Raw genomic sequence first — 22,066 nt, 5'->3', positions numbered from 1 at the left:
GAGAAAATAAAATGGCTAAGAAAAAAATAGAAGCTATTATTAAGTTACAGGTTGCTGCTGGTAAAGCGAACCCTAGTCCACCAATTGGTCCTGCTCTGGGTCAACATGGTGTAAATATTATGGGATTCTGTAAAGAGTTTAATGCTAAAACTCAAGGTATGGAGCCAGGTGCTCCAGTACCAGTAGAGATTTCTGTTTATAGTGATAGAAGCTTTACATTTGAGATGAAAACTCCACCAGCTTCATTCTTAATTAAGAAAGCTGTTAAGGTTAAGTCTGGATCTTCTAACCCTTCTAAAGATTGGATTGGAACTATTACGCGTGAGCAATTGGAAGAGATTGCTAAGGTAAAAGATCCTGATTTAACGGCTGCGGACATAGATGCGGCTGTAAGAATTATCGCAGGTTCTGCTCGTAGTATGGGTGTAAAAGTAGAGGGAGTTGAATAATGGCTAAAGTTTCAAAAAGAATGAAAGCTATCGTTGCTAGGTTAGATGCTGAAAAGAAGTATCCAACTTCAGAGGCGTTTGATATTTTAAGAGAAGTTTCATCAGTTAAGTTTGTAGAAGCTGTAGATGTTTCTGTGGCTTTAGGTGTAGATCCACGTAAATCTGACCAGGTGGTAAGAGGGGCTTCTGTGCTTCCTAATGGTACAGGTAATACAGTTAGGGTAGCAGTATTTGCAAAAGGACCTGCTGCTGAAGCTGCTAAAGAAGCTGGTGCTGATATAGTTGGTATGGAAGACTTAGCGGACGAAGTTAAGAAAGGCAATATGGATTTTGATGTTGTGGTTGCTTCACCTGACGCTATGAGAGTTGTTGGTCAGCTAGGTCAGATATTAGGTCCTAAAGGGCTTATGCCTAACCCTAAGGTTGGTACTGTGACTATGGATGTTGCTAAAGCAGTTACTAATGCTAAAGCAGGTCAGGTTAGATATCGTGTTGACAAAGCTGGTATTATCCATACTACAATTGGTAAAGTTAACTTTACAACTGAAGCATTAAAGCAAAATTTAGAACAACTATTAGTTGATCTAAAAAAAGCAAAACCTGCAGTATCTAAAGGGATTTATCTGAAAAAAGTATCTGTATCCAGTACAATGGGTCCAGGAATAAGTCTTGACTTTTCAGATTTAACTATATAAAATACTGCTTTGCATTTCTTTGGGTTGTATGAAAATACAACGCTCAAAGACCGTAGGAGCCAAGCTAGCTTGGCTTAATATTTATCCTACGCAGACGATGTTGACAACCTTTTGGTCTAAATATCGTGTTAATTAAATAAAGTGTAGACAATAAATAAGGAGTCGATCATGGCACTTAGAATAGAGGACAAAAAAGCAATTGTCGCTGAAGTTGCTGAAAATGTATCCTCAGCGTTGTCTGCAGCAGTTGCAGATTACCGTGGCTTGACTGTTAATGAAATGACTTCATTAAGAAAACAAGCGCGTGAGTCTGGAGTTTATTTAAGAGTTGTTCGTAACAACTTAGCACGTTTAGCAATTAAAGGATCTGATTTTGAGTGTCTTAGTGATGTTCTTAAGGGTCCACTTGTTCTTGCTCTTTCTAAGGATGAGCCAGGTGCAGCAGCTAAGCTATTTAAAAACTTTCAAAAAGACCATAAGGCTTTTGAAGTTAAAAATTTAGCTATGTCTGGTGAACTATTTGGTTCGGAAAAATTAGAAGACTTTGCTAAGCTTCCTACTAGGGAAGAGGCACTTGCTACATTACTTAATGTTATGCAAGCACCAGTTACTAAGTTTGTACGTACTCTTAATGAAGTTCCATCTCAGGCTGTAAGAGTGTTCGCTGCTGTTGGAGATAGTAAATAATTGCTTGGGTAAAACCTAGAAAGCGTAAAATAAGAAATAATTGTTAAATAAATAGGAGTTAAATAATGTCTATTTCAAAAGAAGATATCCTAAATGCTGTTGCTGATATGAGCGTAATGGATGTATGTGATTTAGTTAAATTGATGGAAGAGAAGTTTGGTGTATCTGCTGCGGCTGCTGTTGCTGTTGCTGGTCCTGCTGCTAGCGAAGTTGCTGCTGTAGAAGAAAAAACTGACTTTGATGTGGTTTTAACTGAAGCTGGTTCTAACAAAATTGCTGCTATTAAAGCAGTAAGAGCTGTAACTGGTTTAGGTCTTAAAGAAGCTAAAGCTGCTGTAGAAGGAACTCCTTTCACAGTTAAAGAAGGTGCTGCTAAAGAAGAAGCTGAAGAGCTTAAGAAGCAACTTGAAGAAGCTGGCGCTAAAGTTGAGCTTAAATAATAATATTCTAAAAACTAGTTTTTAGAACTAAAAATATAGACTAGTGGTCAATTATTGGCCTCTAGTCTTTCTAGTATTGAAAGATACATAGATATTGGTGCAAATATACTCATATTTGCTTTTTGTTTTGTGTAAACAAAATCTTAGGGATGTTTTTGATGTCTTACTCATACGCTGAGAAAAAAAGAATTCGTAAAGAGTTTGGGGTTTTACCTCATATCTTAGATGTACCATATTTACTTTCTATTCAGACAGAGTCTTACAAGAAATTTTTGAATGCTAATGAAGCTAAAGGTAAGCTTCACTCTGGTCTTGAATTAGTGCTTAAACAGTCTTTCCCTGTAGAAAGCAAAAATGGTCAATATGAACTTCACTATGTTGATTACCAAGTAGGCGAACCAACTTTTGATGAAACAGAGTGTCAAGTACGAGGTGCTACTTATGATGCTCCATTAAACGTAAAGCTGAGGCTTGTTGTATATAACAAAGAAGCTCTTCCAAATGAAAAAGTAGTAGAAGATATTCGAGAAGAATATGTTTATATGGGAGATATCCCATTGATGACAACAAACGGTACCTTTATTATAAATGGTACAGAAAGAGTTGTTGTATCTCAGCTTCATAGATCACCTGGTGTGTTCTTTAGTAAAGATGACTCCGAAGACGGAGCATTTTCAGCACGTATTATTCCATATAGAGGTTCATGGCTTGATTTTGAGTTTGACTCAAAAGGTATTGTGTGGGCTAGAATAGATAGGAAAAGAAAATTCTGTGCAACAGTTATTTTAAAGGCTTTAGGCTTTACTCAAGAAGAAATATTAGAAGATTTTTCTGACAGTAAGACAATAACTTTTAATGAAAAAGGTTTTGGGCTTAAGCTTGATAATCTTTCAAAGATGAAAGGTGAGCTTCTAAAGTTTGATGTTGTAGATAGTCAAGGCCAAACGGTGGTTAAAAAAAATAAAAAATTAACTACTAGAGATATTAAAAAAATTAAAGAAGCAAAAATTGATTCAGTTGCGATAGACTTTGATTTAGTAAGTACCCTTAGAGTTGCGAAGGATATCGTGAATGAGGTTACTGGAGAAGTTATAGCTAGCGCTAATGATGATGTTACAGAAAGCTTGTTAGAGGCATGTGTAGGAATTGGCATGTTAGAGCTAGAGGTTCTAGACTTTATAACTACTGAAAGAGGTAGGTATATATCTGATACTTTAAAATATGATCTTACAAGAAATACAGATGAAGCTTTAGTTGAGATTTATAAGGTTTTAAGACCGGGCGATCCTCCAGCAGCAGCATCAGTTAAAGCATTGTTTGAAGGCTTATTTTTTATTGAGAGTAGATATAGTTTATCTGATATTGGTAGAATGAAGTTAAATGCTAGACTAGGTTCTGATAAGGTTTCTAAAGATACTTGTATTTTAGAGAATAGTGATATTGTTGGTGTACTAGCAGAGCTTATTAATATTCGTGATGGTAAGGGTAAGGTAGATGACATCGACCATCTAGGAAATAGACGTGTTAGATCTGTAGGTGAGATGGTTGAGAACCAATTTAGAATTGGTCTGTATCGTGTAGAAAAAGGTATTCGTGAGAGTATGTCTTTAATACATAAAGATAAACTTATGCCAAAAGATATTGTAAATTCTAAGCCAATTACTGCGGCTATCAAGGAGTTCTTTACATCTGGCGCACTATCACAGTTTATGGATCAGGATAATCCATTATCAGAGGTTACTCATAAGAGAAGAATCTCTGCATTAGGTCCCGGAGGACTATCAAGAGATAGAGCAGGTTTTGAAGTTCGTGATGTTCACGCTACACACTACGGTAGATTGTGTCCAATTGAGACTCCTGAGGGTCCAAATATTGGTCTTATTAACTCATTGGCAAGTTATGCTAGAGTTAATGATTATGGTTTCCTAGAGGCTCCATATAGGAAAGTAATTGGTGGCAGAGTTACTGATGATATTGAGTATTTATCAGCTATTGATGAAGATAATTATGTAATTGCACAGGCATCAACAGAGCTTGATAAAAATAATCATTTTGTTGAAGATCTTATTCAGTGTCGTTCTGGTGGTGAAGCTATATTTACGGAATCTAGTAGAGTTCAATATATGGATGTTTCTGCTAAACAGATGGTTTCAGCAGCTGCAGCACTTATTCCATTTTTGGAGCATGATGATGCTAACAGGGTATTGATGGGTGCAAACATGCAACGTCAAGCAGTACCTACTCTTAAATCTGATAAGCCACTTGTTGGTACCGGTATGGAGAAAATTGTTGCTAGAGATTCTGGTAACTGTATCGTAGCTAGAGATTCTGGTGAGGTTGCAGAAGTAGACTCAAATAGAATTGTAATAAAAGTAAATACTAAAAAATCAAAAACTAATAAGTTAGTTGATATTTATAGTCTTACGAAATTCAAGCGTTCTAATAAAAACACTTGTATTAATCAAAGACCAATTGTTAATGTCGGCGATAATATTGAAGCTGGAGATATTTTAGCAGATGGTTTTGCTACAGATTTTGGTGAACTTTCTTTAGGACATAACCTGATGGTAGCTTTCATGCCATGGAATGGTTATAACTTTGAGGATTCAATCTTATTATCAGAAAGAATTGTTAAAGATGATAAGTATACGAGTATCCATATTGAAGAGTTTACCTGTGTTGCTCGTGATACTAAGTTAGGCCCAGAAGAAGTTACAGCTGATATTCCTAATGTTAGCGAATCAAGTCTTTCTAAGCTTGATGAGTCTGGTATTGTGCATATTGGTGCTAATGTTGAGGCTGGAGATATTCTTGTAGCTAAAATCACTCCTAAAGCTGAGCAACAGCTGACTCCAGAAGAAAGACTTCTTAGGGCTATTTTTAATGAGAAAGCTTCAAATGTTGCTGATAGTTCATTAAGAATGCCAAGTGGAACTTCTGGTACCGTTATTAATGTTCAAGTGTTTGAAAATGATAAGGGTGGTAAGAGTCAAAGAGCTCTTCAAATTGATAAAGAGCTTATAAATAAGGCTCGTAAAGATTTTGATGAAGAGTTTGCTGTAATTGAGTCAGTTGTAAGATCATCAATAGAAAAAGATATAATTGGTGCTAAAATCCAAAAGGCTAAAGGGCTTAAAAAAGGCGCATTATTAACCAAGGAATTTTTAGAAAAATTCCCATTTGCAAAATGGTTAGAGATATCTTTTGAAGATGAGGAACTTAATGAAAAAATCGAGAAAGCTAAAGAATATTATGATGAAGCAAAAATTGCTATCGATGGTAAGTTCGAGATCAAGAAAAAATCTATAACTCAAAGTAATGAGCTGTCTCCAGGTGTCCTACAAACTGTTAAAGTTTTTGTAGCTATTAAAAAGCGTATTCAACCTGGTGATAAAATGGCGGGGCGTCATGGTAATAAGGGTGTTGTTTCACGAGTTTTACCAATAGAAGATATGCCTTATATGGAAGATGGTACACCAGTTGATGTGTGCTTGAATCCACTTGGTATACCATCTCGTATGAATATTGGTCAGATTCTTGAGGCTCATATGGGTCTGGCTTCTTACGGTTTAGGTAAACGTGTAGAAGAAGCGCTAGAGCAGACAAGAAAAGCCTCTGAATTGAGAGAAACCCTTGAAGAAGTTTATAATAGTGTAGGCGATAAGAAAGTAGATCTTAAAGCTTTAAGTGATGATGAGGTATTAACTCTTTGTGAAAACCTTAAAGAAGGGGTGCCTATTGCAACCCCTGTATTTGATGGGGCAAAAGAGGAAGATATTAAAGAACTTCTTAAGATTGGCGGTTTTGCCAGTAATGGTCAGATGAAATTATTTGATGGTCGAACTGGCCTGGCATTTGATAGACATGTAACCGTTGGTTACATGTATATGCTTAAGTTAGACCACTTGGTTGATGATAAAATGCATGCTAGATCAACTGGGTCTTATAGTCTTGTTACACAGCAGCCATTAGGTGGTAAAGCACAGTTCGGTGGCCAGAGGTTCGGTGAGATGGAGGTTTGGGCATTACAAGCATATGGTGCAGCTTATACTTTAAGAGAGATGTTAACAGTGAAGTCTGATGATATCGCTGGTAGATCTAAGATGTATAAGAATATAGTTGATGGTAAGTTGACAATGAGTGTTGATGTTCCAGAATCGTTTAACGTTTTAAGAAATGAAGTTAGAGCGTTGGGTATCGACATGGATTTCGATCATTCATCTGAGGAAGAATAAGACCTTAAAAAGTCACTTATTTTTGTTATTAAATAATAAAAAAATAGGAGAGTTACCAGTGAATAACGGTATCCTACATCAAAATTACAATAGTAAAAAATTTGATATTATTAAAATATCATTAGCATCTCCTGAGGTTGTTCGTTCATGGTCTCATGGTGAAGTAAAAAAACCAGAAACCATTAATTATAGAACATTTAAACCAGAAAGAGACGGTCTGTTCTGTGCTAAGATCTTTGGTCCTGTAAAAGACTACGAGTGCTTATGCGGTAAGTATAAAAGACTTAAGCATCGTGGCGTAGTATGTGAGCGTTGCGGTGTAGAAGTAGAGCAAGCTAAAGTAAGAAGAGAAAGAATGGGACATATTGATTTGGTATGTCCTGTTGTTCATATTTGGTATTTAAAGTCACTACCTTCTAGAATAGGCTTGTTTTTGGATATGCCACTAAAGAATGTAGAGAAAGTTTTGTATTTTGAATCGTACATTGTTACAGATCCAGGTATGACTCCTTTGGAGAAAAAACAGCTTCTTACTGATGATGAATATGCAGAAGCGCTAGAAAATTATGGTTATGAGTTTGAAGCATCAATGGGTGCTGAGGCTATCAGGGATCTATTGTCAGATACTGATATTGAATCAGAAATTGAGCGTTTACAGACTGAGTACGCAGAGAGTAAATCTACAGCTAAAAAAGAAAAAGCTATTAAAAGATTAAGGCTTCTTGAAACTTTCCAAGCTTCTGGGAATAAACCAGAATGGATGGTGATGACTGTGTTACCAGTACTTCCACCAGACTTGCGACCTCTTGTTCCTATCGAAGGTGGTAGATTTGCAACTTCTGATCTTAATGATTTATATCGTAGAGTAATAAATAGAAATAATAGGCTTAAAAAGCTATTGGATTTAAATGCTCCAGATATCATTGTTAGAAATGAAAAAAGAATGTTGCAAGAGTCAGTTGATGCATTACTTGATAATGGTAGACGTGGTAGAGCTGTAACAGGTTCTAATAAACGTCCTCTTAAATCATTAGCAGACATGATTAAAGGTAAGCAAGGTCGTTTCCGTCAAAACTTACTAGGTAAGCGTGTTGACTATTCAGGTCGTTCTGTGATTACAGTAGGCCCATCGTTAAGACTACATGAATGTGGTTTACCTAAGAAAATGGCTTTAGAGTTATTTAAACCTTTTGTATACTCTAAGCTGAGACTTGGTGGTCATGCTACTACGATCAAGCAAGCAAAGAGAATGGTTGAGCTTGAAGAAGCAGCAGTATGGGATATCTTAGAGATTGTTATTAATGAGCATCCTGTACTTTTAAACCGTGCTCCTACGTTGCATAGACTAGGTATACAAGCATTTGAGCCTAAATTAATTGAAGGTAAAGCAATTCAGCTTCATCCTCTGGTTTGTGCGGCATTTAATGCCGATTTTGATGGTGACCAAATGGCTGTTCACGTCCCCTTAACAGTTGAGTCTCAATTAGAGGCTAGAGTGTTAATGATGTCTACAAATAACATTTTATCGCCAGCATCAGGTCAGCCTATTATAACTCCTACTCAAGATATTGTATTAGGTTTATACTATATTACTAGAGAGAAAGAGGGTGCTAAAGGCGATGGAAAATTATACTCAGGATATGATGATGTAAGCAGAGCTTATAACTCAGGTACTGTTGATATTCATGCTAAAATAAAATTAAGAATAGATAGGCAAGTATTTGATACTAAAGGTAATACTTATAATGAAAAAGGAGTTGTAAATACTACAGTAGGTAGAGCTCTTCTTCTTAATATTTTGCCAGAAGGCTTGTCTTTCTCTTTAATTAACAAAGTTTTAATTAAAAAAGCCATTTCTAAGATTATTAATCAAGCATTTAGAGTCTTGGGTGGTAAAGCAACAGTAGTTTTGGCTGATAAATTAATGTACGCAGGTTTTAAATATTCGACGTTATCAGGTGTGTCTGTAGGTGTTGATGATATGACTATTCCTGATATAAAAGAAGCTAAAGTTGAAGAAGCAGAAAAAGAAATTAAACAAATAACAGAGCAGTATCAATCATCACTGATAACTGAAAATGAAAGATATAATAATATCATCAATATATGGAGCAAAACTTCAGATGAAGTTGGAGCTTCAATGATGGATGCTATATCTAAAGACACAATTATAGTTGATGGTAAAACAAAAGAGATTGAAGCATTTAACTCTGTTTATATGATGGCCAAATCTGGAGCGAGAGGTTCTTATAACCAGATGCGTCAGCTTGCAGGTATGCGTGGTCTTATGGCTAAGCCTGATGGTACGATGATCGAGACAGCTATTACTGCAAACTTTAGAGAAGGTTTGTCAGTACTTCAATACTTTACGTCAACGCATGGTGCTCGTAAAGGTCTTGCAGATACGGCGCTTAAAACAGCAAATGCTGGTTATTTAACACGTAGATTGGTTGATGTTGCTCAAGATTTAGTTGTAATTGAGGAAGATTGTGGTACTGATGATGGCTTGATGTTCTCAGCTATTGTTGAAGATGGCGAGGTAAAAGTACCTCTTGTTGAAAGAGCATTGGGCAGAACATTAGCTGCCGATGTTGTTACTGAAAAAGGTATGGTACTATTAGAAGAAGGGACTTTACTTGATGAGAATCTTGTTGAGCTACTTGATGATAATGGTATTGATATGATCAAACTTAGATCGCCATTAAGCTGTAAAACTCGTAGAGGATTATGTGCTAAGTGTTATGGTAGAGATCTAGCTCGTGAACGACAAGTTAATGTTGGTGAGTCTGTTGGTGTAATAGCTGCTCAATCGATCGGGGAGCCAGGTACACAGCTTACAATGAGAACTTTCCATACAGGTGGTGCAGCATCACTAGGTGTAACTATTTCTGATATTAAAGTTAAAACAGCTGGTAAAATTAAATTTAAAAATATCAGAACTGTGACTAACAAAGATGAGCAAAATGTGGTTATTTCTCGTGCTGGTGAGATTATTGTTTCAGATACGATGGGTAGGGTTAGAGAACAACATAAGATCCCAATGGGTGCGATTGTCCCATTAAATACAGGTAAAACTGTAGAAATTGGAGATGTTATTGCCACTTGGGATCCACATGCGCAACCATTGATCACTGATGTTGCTGGTAAGGTGGTATTAGAAGATGTTATAGATGGTATAACATCTAAACATACTTATGATGATCTAACTGGTCAGCAGACAATAGAAATAACATCTGTATCTCAAAGAACTACAGCTAAGAGTTTAAAACCGATTGTTAAAATTGTTGATGAAAAAGGAACTGAACTTAAATCAATATCTTTAGCAGTTGGTGCAGTTTTAAATGTTTCTGATGATACACAGCTAGAATTAGGTGATGTTGTTGCTAAAATTCCTTTGGAAGGTTCTAAAAACAAGGATATTACAGGTGGTCTTCCTCGTGTTGCTGAGTTGTTTGAAGCAAGACGTCCTAAAGAAGCTGCAGTTCTTTCTCCTTGTGACGGTATGGTAAGGCTTGGAAATAGAGATACTAAAGAGAAGCAGCGAATAGAAATTTTGGATAAAAGTGGTCACATTATTGAAGAGATTTTACTGCCTAAATCTCGTCATTTGGTTGTTTTTGATGGTGAAAATGTTTCTAAGGGTGATGTGCTTGCAGATGGCCCAACTGATCCACACGATCTTCTTAAATATAGAGGGTTAGAAGTTTTTGCTGATTATATTCTTGTTGAGGCCCAATCTGTATATCGTATGCAAGGTGTTGTGATCAATGACAAGCATATTGAGACAATTGTAAGACAAATGTTGAGAAAAGCTATTGTTATTGAAGAAGGTGATAGTAAGTTTGTTAAGAATGAAAGTGTTGAGTTAGTAAGGATATTGGAAGAGAATGATAAATTGCGTTCTGAAGATAAAAAAGAGGTGGTTTTTGATCCTGTATTAATGGGTATTACAAGAGCTTCTTTATCTACAGAGTCATTCTTATCCGCTGCTTCCTTCCAGGAAACAACTAGAGTACTTACAGAAGCATCAATACATTCTCAAGCTGATCAATTAAGAGGTCTTAAAGAGAATGTACTAATCGGTAGATTGATACCAACTGGTACAGGCCTAGCTGTAAGAAAAGAGTCTACTAAGATTGATAAGATGAGAGAAGAGTTGGGTGTTGGTGATAATGTAATGTTTAATAATGCATCATCTTTTAATACAGCTGATACTTCTTTTGAAAATACTCAAGTTGAAGAAGAAAAAGATATTAATGAAGATATTGAGGAGTCATTAAGAAGTGCTCTTGAATCTTTAGATTTTTAATACTATTCTTTCTTTCTAAAATAAAATTTCATTATTCTATTAATTTCAACTATAATATTTATCATATAATTTTATTAAATTTGTGGTAAATGTTTAGTATGTTAGCAAAGCTTTTTTGGCAAATATTTTTTGGTATAGTAATAATTCTTATAGTTATATTATCAATATTGAACACTGATAGAGTTAATTTCGATTATATTTTTGGTACGACTAAGTTACCGTTGATTGTTTTAATGTCAATAGCTTTTGTTTTAGGTCTTTTATTTGGTTCATTCATAACTAAATTCATCCAAATAACTAAAACAAGTGGTGGAGCAAAAAAATAATGCTTGTTCTTGGTATTGAAAGCTCTTGTGATGAGACTGGGCTTGCTATCTATGATTCTAGTTCCAATGTTTTGTTAGCAGATGCATTATATAGCCAAATTGATCTTCATCAAAAGTATGGGGGTGTGGTTCCAGAGTTAGCGTCACGTGAACATATAGCTAAGCTTAATGTTTTAGCCAAGCAAATACTCGAAGAATCGAACCTTAGCTTTCAAGATATTGATTGTATTGCATATACTGCTATGCCAGGGTTGGTTGGAGCATTGATGGTAGGGGCTACATTTGCTAAAACTTTAGGGTTTATTCATGATATTGAGACAGTTGCGATACATCATTTAGAGGGCCATCTTCTTTCTCCTTTTTTGGATGTTGATAGTAATATAGAATATCCATTTATTGCCTTATTAGTTTCTGGTGGACATACACAATTGTTTGAAGTTAAAGGTTTTGGTGAATATAGTTTGTTGGGAGAGTCAATCGATGATGCTGTTGGTGAGGCCTTCGATAAAACAGCAAAACTTTTGGGGATGAACTACCCTGGTGGAGTGGAAGTTGCAAGTTTAGCGGATCAGGCTCTTGATAAGAGTAAGTATTTGTTGCCACGGCCTATGAAACATAAACCTAATTTTGATTTTAGTTTTAGTGGGCTTAAAACTGCAGTTTTAAATGCTTGGTATAATGAGTCAGATCAATCTCAGAATAATAAAGCAAACTTATGTGCATCATTTCAAGAGGCAGCGGTAGATGTTTTGGTCTTTAAATGTGATAAAGCATTGCAGAAAACAAAGCATAAAAGATTAGTGGTATCTGGAGGTGTTAGTGCTAATAAACTGTTGCGAGAGCAATTGAATTCCTTATCGGAAAAGAGGGGGGTTGAAGTGTTTTTTCCACCGCTAAAATATTGTACAGATAATGGTGCTATGATTGCTTTGGCAGGCACTTATAGGTACTCTAAAGGGTTCAAAGACTCCTCTTTAGAGATAAATGTTAAACCCCGAGCTGCAGTCTAAGGATCTATAAATCCCTATTAAAAAAACAACTTATATGTTATCATAATGGCGTGGATATAGTTCCATATTTGCTCAAACAGTAAATTTAATTAAAAAAGGGCTTAAAAGGTTACGAATGAATAATAAAAAAGAAATCTACCAAATTAATCAAACAATCGAAAATGAAGGTAGCATTGTTTGGAAAAGTGTTTTTGGACTGTTGTTATTGCCAGTGGTTGCTCTGATAGCAATTCCTTGGTATGCAATGACTTATGGATTTTCAACATCTGATTATGTGTGCTTGTTTGTGTTCTATTGTTTTACTGGCCTTGCTATTACAATGGGCTATCATAGGCTCTGGTCACACAAGACTTATAAGGCTAATAAAATAGTTAGCTATGTTCTTTTGATATTTGGAACAGCAGCTTTACAAAACAGTGTGATTCAATGGGCTTCAGATCATAGAAAACATCATAAAGATGTCGATGATCCTGTCAAAGATCCATATGCGGCAACGAGAGGTTTTTGGTTCTCACACTTTGGTTGGTTGCTAAAGCATAATAATGCAGATGTTCAGGAGATACGTGGAGTGAATGATCTTCTAAAGGATAAATCATTGGTTTTTCAGCATAAGCATTATACTATTTTAGCAATTTTGTCGTGTTTTGGCTTACCTGCTTTGATAGGTTTTATGTTTGGTCTTTTGAGTGGCCATACTCTTACAGCTGCATGGCAATGTGCTTTAAGTTTTTTCCTTCTAGGAGGATTGCTTAGGGTTATATTAGTTCACCATGCTACTTTTTGCATTAATTCTTTAGCTCATACGATAGGAAGAAGGCCATACTCTACTAAAAATACAGCTAGAGATAGTTTTGTCACGGCTATGGTTACTGGTGGAGAGGGTTATCATAACTACCATCATGCATTTGCTGGAGATTATAGGAATGGTATTAGATGGTTTGATTTTGATCCATCTAAGTGGCTTATTCTGGGTTTATCAAAAGTAGGTTGGTGTTATGATCTTAAGGTTACACCTAAGCATTTAGTCGAAATTGCAAAAGCAAAAGTTAAGCTAGATGAGGCGCTAACTAAGAAGAGTAAGACTTCTCATCTTGGTATTGAGGAAAAGTACGCTAAATTGGTTGCTAATGTTAAGAGCATGTATAATGCTAAACAAGAATATCTTAAGGCTAAGAAAGAGAATGTTTTGTCTAAAGCAGATATTAAGGCTATCAAATCTAAATATAAAGATTTAAAAATAGAGTTTGTTCAAGCTAAGAAGAAATATAATAAAGCTAGTACTATTGTATAAATACTATTAATATTCATCATCTCTACACCATAAAATAATTTTCTTTTGTGAGCATTTTAAATGCTATTTTATGTTCGATAAAACTAAGAAATGTGGTGGATATAAACCTTTTGGTTGATTTGGTGTTTAAGTATTTATTTTAAAATCGATAAATTTTTTCTTTAAAGAAGGTATTCGATTGAGGAAATTATATTTTAGAGGTTGTTTTAAGAATTTCAGCTTTATCAATTTTTTCCCAAGTAAATTCAGGAAGTTCACGCCCAAAATGGCCATAGTTTGAAGTCTTTCTGTATACAGGTTTTAAAAGATCGAGGTTCTCAATGATTTTACCAACTCTGAGGTCGAAGACTTCAGAGACTAATTTTTCAATTTTATCGTCAGATATTTTTCCTGTACCAAAAGTATTAACCATTAAAGAAACTGGTTTTGCTACGCCAATGGCATATGCTATTTGGACTTCACATTTATCGGCTAATCCAGAGGCGACTATGTTTTTGGCTATGTATCTACCCATATAGGCACCAGATCGGTCAACTTTGGATGGGTCTTTACCTGAGAAAGCGCCACCACCATGATGAGCTGCACCACCATATGTATCTACAATAATTTTTCTACCAGTTAACCCACAGTCTCCTTGGGGACCACCTATTAAAAAAACTCCAGTTGGATTTATGTGGTACTTTGTACTCTTGGTTATAAGTTTTTTGGGGATAACGTCTTTTATAATCTCATCAATTACAGCATCGTGAAGATCTTTTTGGGATATCGATTCATCATGTTGAGTTGATAGGACTATTGTATCAATAAATTTTGGTTTATCATTTTCATAAGCTAATGTTACTTGAGCTTTAGCATCTGGTCTTAACCACTGTAGTTTACCAGCTTTCCTAAGCTCAGCTTGTTTTCTCATTAAAAGATGAGAGTAATATATGGCAGAAGGCATTAGTGTAGGAGTTTCGTTTGTAGCAAAACCAAACATTAAGCCTTGATCTCCAGCTCCAAGGTCTTCTAGGGATCCTCGGTCTACACCTTGAGCGATATCATTTGATTGTTTACCAATAGCGTTTATGACAGAGCAAGTTCTACCGTCAATGCCTTTATTAGCATTATCATAACCAGTTTCGGTGATTACATTTCTCACTAACTCTTCAATATCTACCCATGCAGATGTGGATATCTCGCCTGCTACTAGAGCCATACCTGTTTTAACAAGGGTTTCACAGGCTACACGTGCATTTTTATCTTGTTTTAATATTTCATCTAAAATAGCATCAGAAATTTGATCAGCAAGCTTATCTGGATGGCCTTCTGAGACTGATTCAGAAGTAAATAAATATTTTTTTGACATAATTTTATTCCTTTTAATATATAAGTATGCTAAAAGGTTTCTAGGAAATTTATTGGATAAAATCGAGTAGAAACGCTTTAGCTTATTGTTTAGCGTCGCAAGCAAGTTGTTTTTTAAATACAGCGACTTGAATTATTATAATATTATGTTTATATGAAGTCAACTATTGACTTTTGCGTCAAGAAACTTTAAAGTATTGCTATAAAATTTTTGCAATTTTTTGCTAAGTCTATATATGTTAAGCTTAGTTTATAAATTTAAATAATTAAAAGTTAAAACCGGAGAATAAATAAATGGTAGTAATTCGTATGGCTCGTGGTGGAGCTAAAAAGCGTCCTTTCTATAGAATCGTAGTTGCTGATAAAAGAAGTCCAAGAGATGGTAAATTCATCGAAAGATTAGGTTTCTTTAATCCTTTAGCAAAAGGTGGTGAAGAGAAGTTAAAGCTTGATGTTGCAAAAGTTGCTGAGTGGGTTGCCAAAGGTGCTCAACCTTCAGATAGAGTTGCAAGCTTAATTAAAGAAGCTAAAAAAGTAACAGTTTAGTTTTTACAATAAAACTTATATCGTATGTCACAGGAATTTGTAGAAATAGCTAAGATAGGTTCTACCTATAAGCTTGATGGTGAGCTTAATCTTTACCCTTTGGCAAACTCTATAGAGACTATTCTGAGTTATGGTGCTTGGTATATACAGTTGCCAGCATATGATAGATGGCAACCTCTTAGAGATGAAAGTGTTCTAAGACGTGCTGGTAAGACTTATATTAAACTTGCCAATATTGACGATGCTGAAACAGCTAAAAAATACGTTAATGCGCTAATTGGTGTACCAAAAGATGCTTTACCTAGATTAAGTGGTGAAGAGGTCTATTTCAAGGATCTTATAGGGTGTTGCGTAGTAAATACTAGTAATGATTCATTTGGTAAAGTTGTTGATATTATTGAAACGGGAGCAAATGAGGTTCTGGTATGCAAAACTGAAGCTTCTGAATATTTAATTCCATATGTAAAACAGCATATTCTTAATGAAGATCTTAGTTTAAAAAGAATAGTTGTTGATTGGGATTATGATTATTAAATTATGAAGTTTGGAGTGATAACCATATTTCCAGAAATGTTTAGCGCTATAAATGATTTTGGGATAACAGCAAAAGCTATAAGAAATTCAAAAGTATCTATAAATTGTTTTAACCCCCGTAATTATACTACAGATAGACATGCTACAGTAGATGATACTAGTTTTGGTGGTGGTGCAGGCATGGTTATGAAATATGAACCACTAGTAGCAGCTATAGAGGATGCAAAAAGATCTTTAGGTTGTAATACAAAAGTAGTATACTTGTCACCTCAGGGCGGTGTATTTAATCATGATAAAGCTTTAGAGTTTTTGAAAAATGATTCACTAGTATTGCTTTGTGGTAGATATGAAGGGGTTGATGAACGCCTAATACAAGAGTATGTTGATGAAGAAATTTCAATCGGTGATTTTGTGTTAAGTGGAGGAGAACTCCCTGCTATGATAGTTATGGATAGTTTAATAAGACTATTACCGGAGGTGTTAGGTAACAAAAATTCTGTTGTAGAAGATTCTTTTTATGATGGTCTTCTTGATTACCCGCATTATACAAAACCGGCAGTTTTACCTACTGGTGAGGCTGTACCAGATATTTTATTATCTGGTAATCATAAAGAAATAGCTAAATGGAGACGCAAACAAAAGTTAATAAGGACTTATGAGCGTCGTAAAGATTTAATAGAGTGCCTATGCCTATCTGAAGAAGATAAAAAAATTATAAAAGATTATGAAATTGATAAGGTAAGCACAAAAGGAGAAAAAAATGAAAAATAAATTTGTTGAATTAGTAGAAAAATCTCAAATTAGAACTGATCTTCCAGAATTTAATCCTGGTGATTCTTTAACAGTTAATCTATGGATTAGAGAAGGTGATAAAGAAAGAATACAGGCTTTTAAAGGATTTGTTTTAAGAAAGAGAAATAGAGGGCTTCATTCAGCGTTCACTGTTAGAAAAATGTCTTCAGGAATGGGAGTTGAGAGAACTTTTCAAACTCATTCACCATTAATTGATAGCATTAAAGTAGAGAAAAGAGCAGATGTTCGTAGAGCTAAATTATATTATATGAGAGGTCTTACTGGTAAGGCTGCTAGAATTAAAGAAAAAGTATAATTCTAGGAAAACTAAGTGTCTACAGCAGTTGATGCTTTTCTTGATAATCTTTGGCTTGAGCACGGCTTAAGCCAAAATACTATTTCATCTTATCGTACTGATCTTAAATTTCTACAAAATTATTTTTCAAAACTTGATTTGACTAATTTAGGTTTTGAGCAATTGTATGCTTTTATTTCTTATCGCTCTAAAAATGGCTATAGTAGTCGTTCTAATGCAAGAATGATCTCTACTTTGCGTAAATTTTATGCATGGTTAATATCTACAGGTCAAGTTGATAAAAATCCTACAGCAAAACTCACTTTGCCTAAGTTGGCAAGAAATTTACCTAAAGATATGACAGAAGCTGATATTGAGAAGTTAATTCAGGCTCCAGATTTAACGGTGGATATTGGTATCCGTGATAAAGCAATGCTTGAGCTAATGTATGCCACAGGCTTACGAGTTAGTGAGCTTGTAGGATTGAATATTGAGGATATTGATATGAATATTGGCGTGATACAGGTTTTAGGAAAAGGTTCAAAAGAGCGTATTGTTCCAATAGGTGAGTATGCTCTTGAATATTTACAGAAATATTTTAATGAATCTCGTAATATTCTATCAAAGAATTTTAAAGAAAAAGCAGTGTTCATCAGTAAACATTCGAGAAGAATAACACGCCAATCATTTTGGCATCGTATAAAGAATTATGCTTTTACTGCTGGGATAAACACAGATATATCGCCTCACACATTAAGACATGCTTTTGCTACTCATTTGCTGAATCATGGAGCAGATTTAAGATCAGTACAGCTATTACTTGGTCATAGTAATGTTTCTACAACTACGATTTATACTCATATATCACAAAATCGCTTACAAGAGATATATAGAAAGCATCATCCACGTGGATAATTTTTTTTAAAAAAATAATACTTAGCTGTACCGTAATGTAGTCATAATAATTGTTTGCTCTGCAGATCGTTCCACATAGCACAATCGATAAGATTTCTGATAGTGGATAGGTAATTTTGGCCTGCTTCCTATGATCTTGTAGGTTAGAAAAATGTTTGTCGAGTAAGTGAGGTAAGTCCTTGAGTTAGCACGGTACGATTCTTGTTTAAACTGACTTGATCACACACTATGATAATATCTTGTATATTAAATTACTTACCAGGTATATAAGGTATAATCCCCATGGTTAATCTCCTAATCATCCCTAATATAGGCATAACAGTAGTCCAGCCATGATTTCTCCAATACTCATTAGTATCGAATTCTGGATAATAATATTTGGTGTAATTAATAGTGGCCTGACTAAAAATCCATCATAAGATTGAGATGCTAAGCCTAAGCTTAAAAGTGCCACGGCAGCTATTAATCATCAACAGTCTCAAATCCATCTAGAAAATCAATAATTCCAAAATGTATTAAAAAATCGCTAAGTAATCTAAATACTCCATTCTTATTAGTAATATTCGTATTTTTTCCAACAATATTATACTTTGTACTAAAAATATATAATTCTTTCATTGAACTACCATTAGGTGAACTGATAGGTTGTAATTGTTCTCTAATATACTTTGCCGAGGTTTTGGATTTTCCAAAAATTAAATGAAATTTTAGATATTTCCATGCCTTTATTTTTAGTTGTTCAGAGCTATCAGAAAAAAAAGTTTTTTTTGCATCTTCTTTATATTTATTAACCATATCATTGGCTAACTTTATTGCCGCATGTGTGGATTCAAGATATTCTTGTACGGCTTTATCTTGTAAGTAGTTGTGAAAATCATTCCTTGAATTATATTCTTTTAAATTTAATAGATCTTTATATAAATTATAACCATTTTGATTGTATTCATCTTTAATGTTATTTTTGTGAATAAATTCTTTTATATTTGCTACTTTTAACAATGCTAACATTTGTTGATTATAGTTTTGAAATAGAAAAATAAGTATTTCTAATTTTTGCTCAACACAGAAATCTAAGACTGTTTTGGTATTACTTTTTATAGTATAAGCTTCTGTTAGTAGCGTTTTCTCAAATCCATATACATCTATCAGTAACTGCATTTGATATACCAAATTTTTCATAATTATTAAAAGAACAGGTTCGTTTCTTGGCAGCTGACTTGTCTGTGTAAACTTAGAAAGACTATTTGTATTAAAATATAATAAGAGAGAGTGTGGCATAGTTGATGCAACATGCTTATATTCATTTACATGACTACCAACATAATCAGGGTGAGTATACAATAAATTATTTCCTGAAATACAATCAGTAGCATTACTAAGAGCTAGTTTATGTAAAGCAAATGTTTTGCTATCTTGTGTTTTTATGTGCTTTGCAAATTCATAGTACTCGGTAAAGCTTTGTGTCATATATTGTATTGGAAGTATAGAATATAGTTCAGTTATATAGGATCTAAAATACTTATCACTACCTTCATCATAAGATTTATTAACTTCATCCGATATTGTGTAGTATATTTTTATTGCATCATCAGAATTTTCCTCAATGATTTTATCAAGCTTATCTTCTAGCTTCTTAATATTTAAATTTTGATTAGCATGTATTAATGATTTTAAATATTTGAAATTTTGATATATTAGAGTTATTTTTTTAAAATCTAAACCTCCTTTGTGGACAAAATGGCCATCGGCATATGCTTTTAAAGTATACAATCGTAAATCGGTAAATTTCATATAGTTAATTTCATCACAAGCTGTTCTAATTGCATCGAATGATTTTGAATTCTTTAAAGTTTCCTCTAGTATTAGAGGCTTATTTGTCTCTGTAGATAAAAAATTCGGATCAAATAGTAATATACCTTGTTTATTATCAAACCTTGCTCCAATGGTATGATTGTTTCCAGCGAGACTAAAAAACATACGAATGTCATCAACATCACCATCAACTTTGTGAGTTTCAATTTTTTCTTGTAGCTTAAATATTGGATCATGAAGATAACACCCTCCAATTTTAGTTATAGGAGGTTGTTCTTTTTGCTTATCTTTTACTCTAACTTTATTCAGGGCAATAGTCCTGCGCTGATTTTCTTCTGCATTCTCATAATCAATAAAACTAATATCATTATGAAAATGGTTAATTAACATGTTTTTTATAAATTCAGCAAGGGTTGGAGAGTCGTTAGAACCTATAGATTCATAACTTAATTGTAATTTTAAGTCCTCTTTAGATAATTTTTTTTCTGTTAGGATATTAATATATTTTTGAAAAAATATTTCATGTTTTCTTAAATACATAGATCCCCACATACTCACAAGACCGTAACAAAGCCCACGTTTGGAATCAAGATTAGTTAACAATTGTGAGCCTTTGGCTATTATCTCCTTAGATTCTTCTGCAATTGAGATATATTCTTTAATATTTAGATATAAGTTATCGTAGTACGTCATTTTTATAATTATTAATATATTTATATTAAATATATTAATAATTATACTATCTGTATTATATAAATCTCAAATTTATTTTACATTAATAATTATTAAAAATTTTTTATCCTGCACTACACTTCAAACATATTAAAAAATCTTCATATTTATATTATTATCTAACAGGTGCAACAAAGAGTTAGTATTGGTATAATATATGAAAAATAATATTTCCCCTCTAAAAGTATGGAGTAAAAATGAATATCCGAAGTGTTGACTATTATGCGGAAAATGCATCTGAAGAATTTACCAAGTCTTTAAAAGAAACCGGCTTTGCAGTTTTGAAAACTCATCCTATCGATTGGAAACTAATTCAAACAGTTTATACAGAGTGGGAATATTTTTTAAAATCAACTGACGTTGATAAGTATCTTTTTGATAAAGATAATCAGGATGGTTACTTTCCAAAAAATATTTCTGAAGTAGCAAAAGGAGAAACAATAAGAGATTTAAAGCATTTCTATCATCTTTATTTTCCTAATGGTAGATATCCTAGTGAAGTAAGTGATGCCGCCAGAGAAATGTTTGTGAATATGATGAAGTTGGGGGAGACTCTTTTAGAGTGGATTGACAAACATATGGATCCAGCTGTAGCGAAGAGACTTCCTCAAAGGTTAAGAGATACTATATCATATGAAGGAACACTACTCAGAATATTACATTATCCAGCTATTCAGGGTGATGAAGAACCAGGTGCTGTAAGAGCAGCAGCACATGAAGATATCAATTTGATTACATTATTACCAATAGCTTCTTCACCAGGATTGCAAGTTTTATCTCCGCTAACTAATGAGTGGTATGATGTACCATGTGATAGTGAGTCCTTGGTTATAAATATTGGAGATATGCTTCAAGAGATGACTCATGGTGAATATATTGCTACTAAACATAGGGTTGTTAAACCAGAGGATGAAAAAGAAAACCAAGATAGAGTTTCTACTCCTTGTTTTATCCATCCAAAATCAGAGGTGTATCTTTCTGATAAATACCCTAAAGCTGGAATTTTTCTTGAGGAAAGACTTAAAGAATTAGGTTTGAAATAAGTTTTATGAAAAAAAATGAAGTTACTTCTTATTATGAAAGCGTAATGCATGAGCAAGAGGTTGAGAAACTTCTTGAGCAGGCACGACTTGTTGTAGCATCTCAAAACTCTTGGCACAATAAGGCTGTAGTTTTTGATATAGATGAAACCTCTTTAAATCATTATTATCCTTTTAAGGAAGCAGGCTTTCCTCAAGATGAAAATCATCAAATTTGGCATGAGTTAATATCAAGTACAAAAGTAGTACCAATAAGAGCAACACTAGATTTTTATTTATACTGCCTTGATAAGGGCTTAAAAGTATTTTTTATAAGTGCTCGTTTTGCTAAATATTTAGATTCTACAAAGCAAGCATTACAAAATGCTGGTTATACTGATTTTGAAGATGTTTTTGTTTTTCCGGAAAATATTACAGAATATAAATCAGATAAATTCAAAAATTTTAAAGAAAAAAAGAGAGCTTTTATTGAATCTTTGGGTTACAAAGTGCTTATGTCAATAGGCGATCAACCTTCAGATTTAGTTGGTGGCTTTACTGAATATGTATTTAAATTACCTAACTATCTTTATGGAAAAGATTCAGTTTTTAAATAAATAATTTAAGTAAAA

18 protein-coding genes and 1 pseudogene are annotated in these 22,066 nt (G+C 34.0%); 16 read left to right on the top strand and 3 right to left on the bottom strand.

The window, feature by feature from the left end; all coding sequences use genetic code 11:
- The first annotated feature begins 11 nt into the window (after window positions 1–11).
- From rplK to ACR0PV_RS09510, 9 genes are all read left to right on the top strand, one after another.
- Window positions 12–449, top strand: coding sequence for a 50S ribosomal protein L11 (gene rplK, locus ACR0PV_RS09550; RefSeq protein ID WP_488172854.1), 438 nt, complete (start codon window positions 12–14; stop codon window positions 447–449).
- A complete protein-coding gene (rplA, locus tag ACR0PV_RS09545) occupies window positions 449–1,144 on the top strand; it encodes a 50S ribosomal protein L1 (RefSeq protein WP_488172853.1) in 696 nt (231 codons plus the stop codon). The genes rplK and rplA overlap by 1 nt, the downstream gene beginning before the upstream one ends.
- A gap of 168 nt (window positions 1,145–1,312) precedes the next feature.
- Entirely contained in the window at window positions 1,313–1,831 is a 519-nt protein-coding gene (gene rplJ, locus ACR0PV_RS09540; protein ID WP_488172852.1) for a 50S ribosomal protein L10, read from the top strand.
- Window positions 1,832–1,896: 65 nt separating this feature from the next.
- Complete coding sequence (rplL, locus tag ACR0PV_RS09535; protein ID WP_488172851.1) at window positions 1,897–2,271, top strand: 50S ribosomal protein L7/L12; 375 nt, start codon at window positions 1,897–1,899, stop codon at window positions 2,269–2,271.
- 158 nt (window positions 2,272–2,429) lie between these two features.
- Window positions 2,430–6,506, top strand: coding sequence for a DNA-directed RNA polymerase subunit beta (gene rpoB, locus ACR0PV_RS09530; protein ID WP_488172850.1), 4,077 nt, complete (start codon window positions 2,430–2,432; stop codon window positions 6,504–6,506).
- 58 nt (window positions 6,507–6,564) lie between these two features.
- A complete protein-coding gene (rpoC, locus tag ACR0PV_RS09525) occupies window positions 6,565–10,815 on the top strand; it encodes a DNA-directed RNA polymerase subunit beta' (RefSeq protein ID WP_488172849.1) in 4,251 nt (1,416 codons plus the stop codon).
- Window positions 10,816–10,904: 89 nt separating this feature from the next.
- Complete coding sequence (locus ACR0PV_RS09520) at window positions 10,905–11,141, top strand: lipopolysaccharide assembly protein LapA domain-containing protein (protein ID WP_488172848.1); 237 nt, start codon at window positions 10,905–10,907, stop codon at window positions 11,139–11,141.
- Window positions 11,141–12,151 (top strand): tRNA (adenosine(37)-N6)-threonylcarbamoyltransferase complex transferase subunit TsaD, encoded by a 1,011-nt coding sequence (gene tsaD / locus ACR0PV_RS09515; protein WP_488172847.1) that lies wholly within the window; start codon window positions 11,141–11,143, stop codon window positions 12,149–12,151. Before ACR0PV_RS09520 ends, tsaD begins: the two co-directional genes overlap by 1 nt.
- A gap of 115 nt (window positions 12,152–12,266) precedes the next feature.
- The gene (locus tag ACR0PV_RS09510) at window positions 12,267–13,442 is read left to right on the top strand and encodes an acyl-CoA desaturase (RefSeq protein ID WP_488172846.1); all 1,176 of its coding nucleotides are present in this window, start codon (window positions 12,267–12,269) and stop codon (window positions 13,440–13,442) included.
- Window positions 13,443–13,629: 187 nt separating this feature from the next.
- On the opposite strand, the gene metK is transcribed toward ACR0PV_RS09510, so the two are convergent.
- Window positions 13,630–14,790, bottom strand: a complete 1,161-nt coding sequence (gene metK / locus ACR0PV_RS09505) for a methionine adenosyltransferase (RefSeq protein ID WP_488172845.1) — start codon at window positions 14,788–14,790, stop codon at window positions 13,630–13,632.
- Between the two features lie 293 nt (window positions 14,791–15,083).
- On the opposite strand from metK, the gene rpsP reads away from it, so the two are divergent.
- From rpsP to xerD, 5 genes are read left to right on the top strand one after another with little or no spacing between them, the layout of a single operon-like run.
- Window positions 15,084–15,335 (top strand): 30S ribosomal protein S16, encoded by a 252-nt coding sequence (rpsP, locus tag ACR0PV_RS09500; RefSeq protein ID WP_488172844.1) that lies wholly within the window; start codon window positions 15,084–15,086, stop codon window positions 15,333–15,335.
- A gap of 24 nt (window positions 15,336–15,359) precedes the next feature.
- Window positions 15,360–15,869: a ribosome maturation factor RimM gene (gene rimM / locus ACR0PV_RS09495; protein WP_488172843.1), complete on the top strand. Its 510-nt coding sequence runs from the start codon at window positions 15,360–15,362 to the stop codon at window positions 15,867–15,869.
- Window positions 15,870–15,872: 3 nt separating this feature from the next.
- Complete coding sequence (gene trmD, locus ACR0PV_RS09490; RefSeq protein WP_488172842.1) at window positions 15,873–16,640, top strand: tRNA (guanosine(37)-N1)-methyltransferase TrmD; 768 nt, start codon at window positions 15,873–15,875, stop codon at window positions 16,638–16,640.
- Window positions 16,630–16,977 (top strand): 50S ribosomal protein L19, encoded by a 348-nt coding sequence (gene rplS / locus ACR0PV_RS09485; protein ID WP_488172841.1) that lies wholly within the window; start codon window positions 16,630–16,632, stop codon window positions 16,975–16,977. The genes trmD and rplS overlap by 11 nt, the downstream gene beginning before the upstream one ends.
- A gap of 15 nt (window positions 16,978–16,992) precedes the next feature.
- The gene (xerD, locus tag ACR0PV_RS09480) at window positions 16,993–17,871 is read left to right on the top strand and encodes a site-specific tyrosine recombinase XerD (RefSeq protein ID WP_488172840.1); all 879 of its coding nucleotides are present in this window, start codon (window positions 16,993–16,995) and stop codon (window positions 17,869–17,871) included.
- Here xerD and ACR0PV_RS09475 read toward each other — a convergent pair.
- Both ACR0PV_RS09475 and ACR0PV_RS09470 read right to left on the bottom strand, forming a co-directional pair.
- Window positions 17,801–18,016, bottom strand: a pseudogene (locus tag ACR0PV_RS09475) (transposase family protein); the annotation flags it as partial. The gene xerD and the pseudogene ACR0PV_RS09475 sit on opposite strands and share 71 nt — an antisense overlap.
- A gap of 317 nt (window positions 18,017–18,333) precedes the next feature.
- A complete protein-coding gene (locus ACR0PV_RS09470; protein WP_488172839.1) occupies window positions 18,334–20,376 on the bottom strand; it encodes a hypothetical protein in 2,043 nt (680 codons plus the stop codon).
- Between the two features lie 236 nt (window positions 20,377–20,612).
- Between ACR0PV_RS09470 and ACR0PV_RS09465 the strand changes: the two genes are divergently transcribed.
- Both ACR0PV_RS09465 and ACR0PV_RS09460 read left to right on the top strand, forming a co-directional pair.
- The gene (locus tag ACR0PV_RS09465) at window positions 20,613–21,458 is read left to right on the top strand and encodes a 2OG-Fe(II) oxygenase family protein (RefSeq protein ID WP_488172838.1); all 846 of its coding nucleotides are present in this window, start codon (window positions 20,613–20,615) and stop codon (window positions 21,456–21,458) included.
- 5 nt (window positions 21,459–21,463) lie between these two features.
- A complete protein-coding gene (locus ACR0PV_RS09460) occupies window positions 21,464–22,051 on the top strand; it encodes an HAD family acid phosphatase (protein ID WP_488172837.1) in 588 nt (195 codons plus the stop codon).
- Window positions 22,052–22,066: the final 15 nt, after the last annotated feature.

Source organism: Francisella sp. AG1, assembly GCF_057683165.1.
Note: the sequence above shows the minus strand (reverse complement) of the source record. Positions and strands in the feature narration are given on the sequence as shown.

Coding starts and splice junctions, on each gene's coding strand:
- rplK (WP_488172854.1), top strand. CDS start 12: ATGGCTAAGAAAAAAATAGAAGCTATTATTAAGTTACAGGTTGCTGCT.
- ACR0PV_RS09520 (WP_488172848.1), top strand. CDS start 10,905: ATGTTTAGTATGTTAGCAAAGCTTTTTTGGCAAATATTTTTTGGTATA.
- metK (WP_488172845.1), bottom strand. CDS start 14,790: ATGTCAAAAAAATATTTATTTACTTCTGAATCAGTCTCAGAAGGCCAT.
- rpsP (WP_488172844.1), top strand. CDS start 15,084: ATGGTAGTAATTCGTATGGCTCGTGGTGGAGCTAAAAAGCGTCCTTTC.
- ACR0PV_RS09465 (WP_488172838.1), top strand. CDS start 20,613: ATGAATATCCGAAGTGTTGACTATTATGCGGAAAATGCATCTGAAGAA.
- rimM (WP_488172843.1), top strand. CDS start 15,360: ATGTCACAGGAATTTGTAGAAATAGCTAAGATAGGTTCTACCTATAAG.
- ACR0PV_RS09510 (WP_488172846.1), top strand. CDS start 12,267: ATGAATAATAAAAAAGAAATCTACCAAATTAATCAAACAATCGAAAAT.
- ACR0PV_RS09470 (WP_488172839.1), bottom strand. CDS start 20,376: ATGACGTACTACGATAACTTATATCTAAATATTAAAGAATATATCTCA.
- rplL (WP_488172851.1), top strand. CDS start 1,897: ATGTCTATTTCAAAAGAAGATATCCTAAATGCTGTTGCTGATATGAGC.
- trmD (WP_488172842.1), top strand. CDS start 15,873: ATGAAGTTTGGAGTGATAACCATATTTCCAGAAATGTTTAGCGCTATA.
- rplA (WP_488172853.1), top strand. CDS start 449: ATGGCTAAAGTTTCAAAAAGAATGAAAGCTATCGTTGCTAGGTTAGAT.
- rplS (WP_488172841.1), top strand. CDS start 16,630: ATGAAAAATAAATTTGTTGAATTAGTAGAAAAATCTCAAATTAGAACT.
- tsaD (WP_488172847.1), top strand. CDS start 11,141: ATGCTTGTTCTTGGTATTGAAAGCTCTTGTGATGAGACTGGGCTTGCT.
- rpoB (WP_488172850.1), top strand. CDS start 2,430: ATGTCTTACTCATACGCTGAGAAAAAAAGAATTCGTAAAGAGTTTGGG.
- rplJ (WP_488172852.1), top strand. CDS start 1,313: ATGGCACTTAGAATAGAGGACAAAAAAGCAATTGTCGCTGAAGTTGCT.
- ACR0PV_RS09460 (WP_488172837.1), top strand. CDS start 21,464: ATGAAAAAAAATGAAGTTACTTCTTATTATGAAAGCGTAATGCATGAG.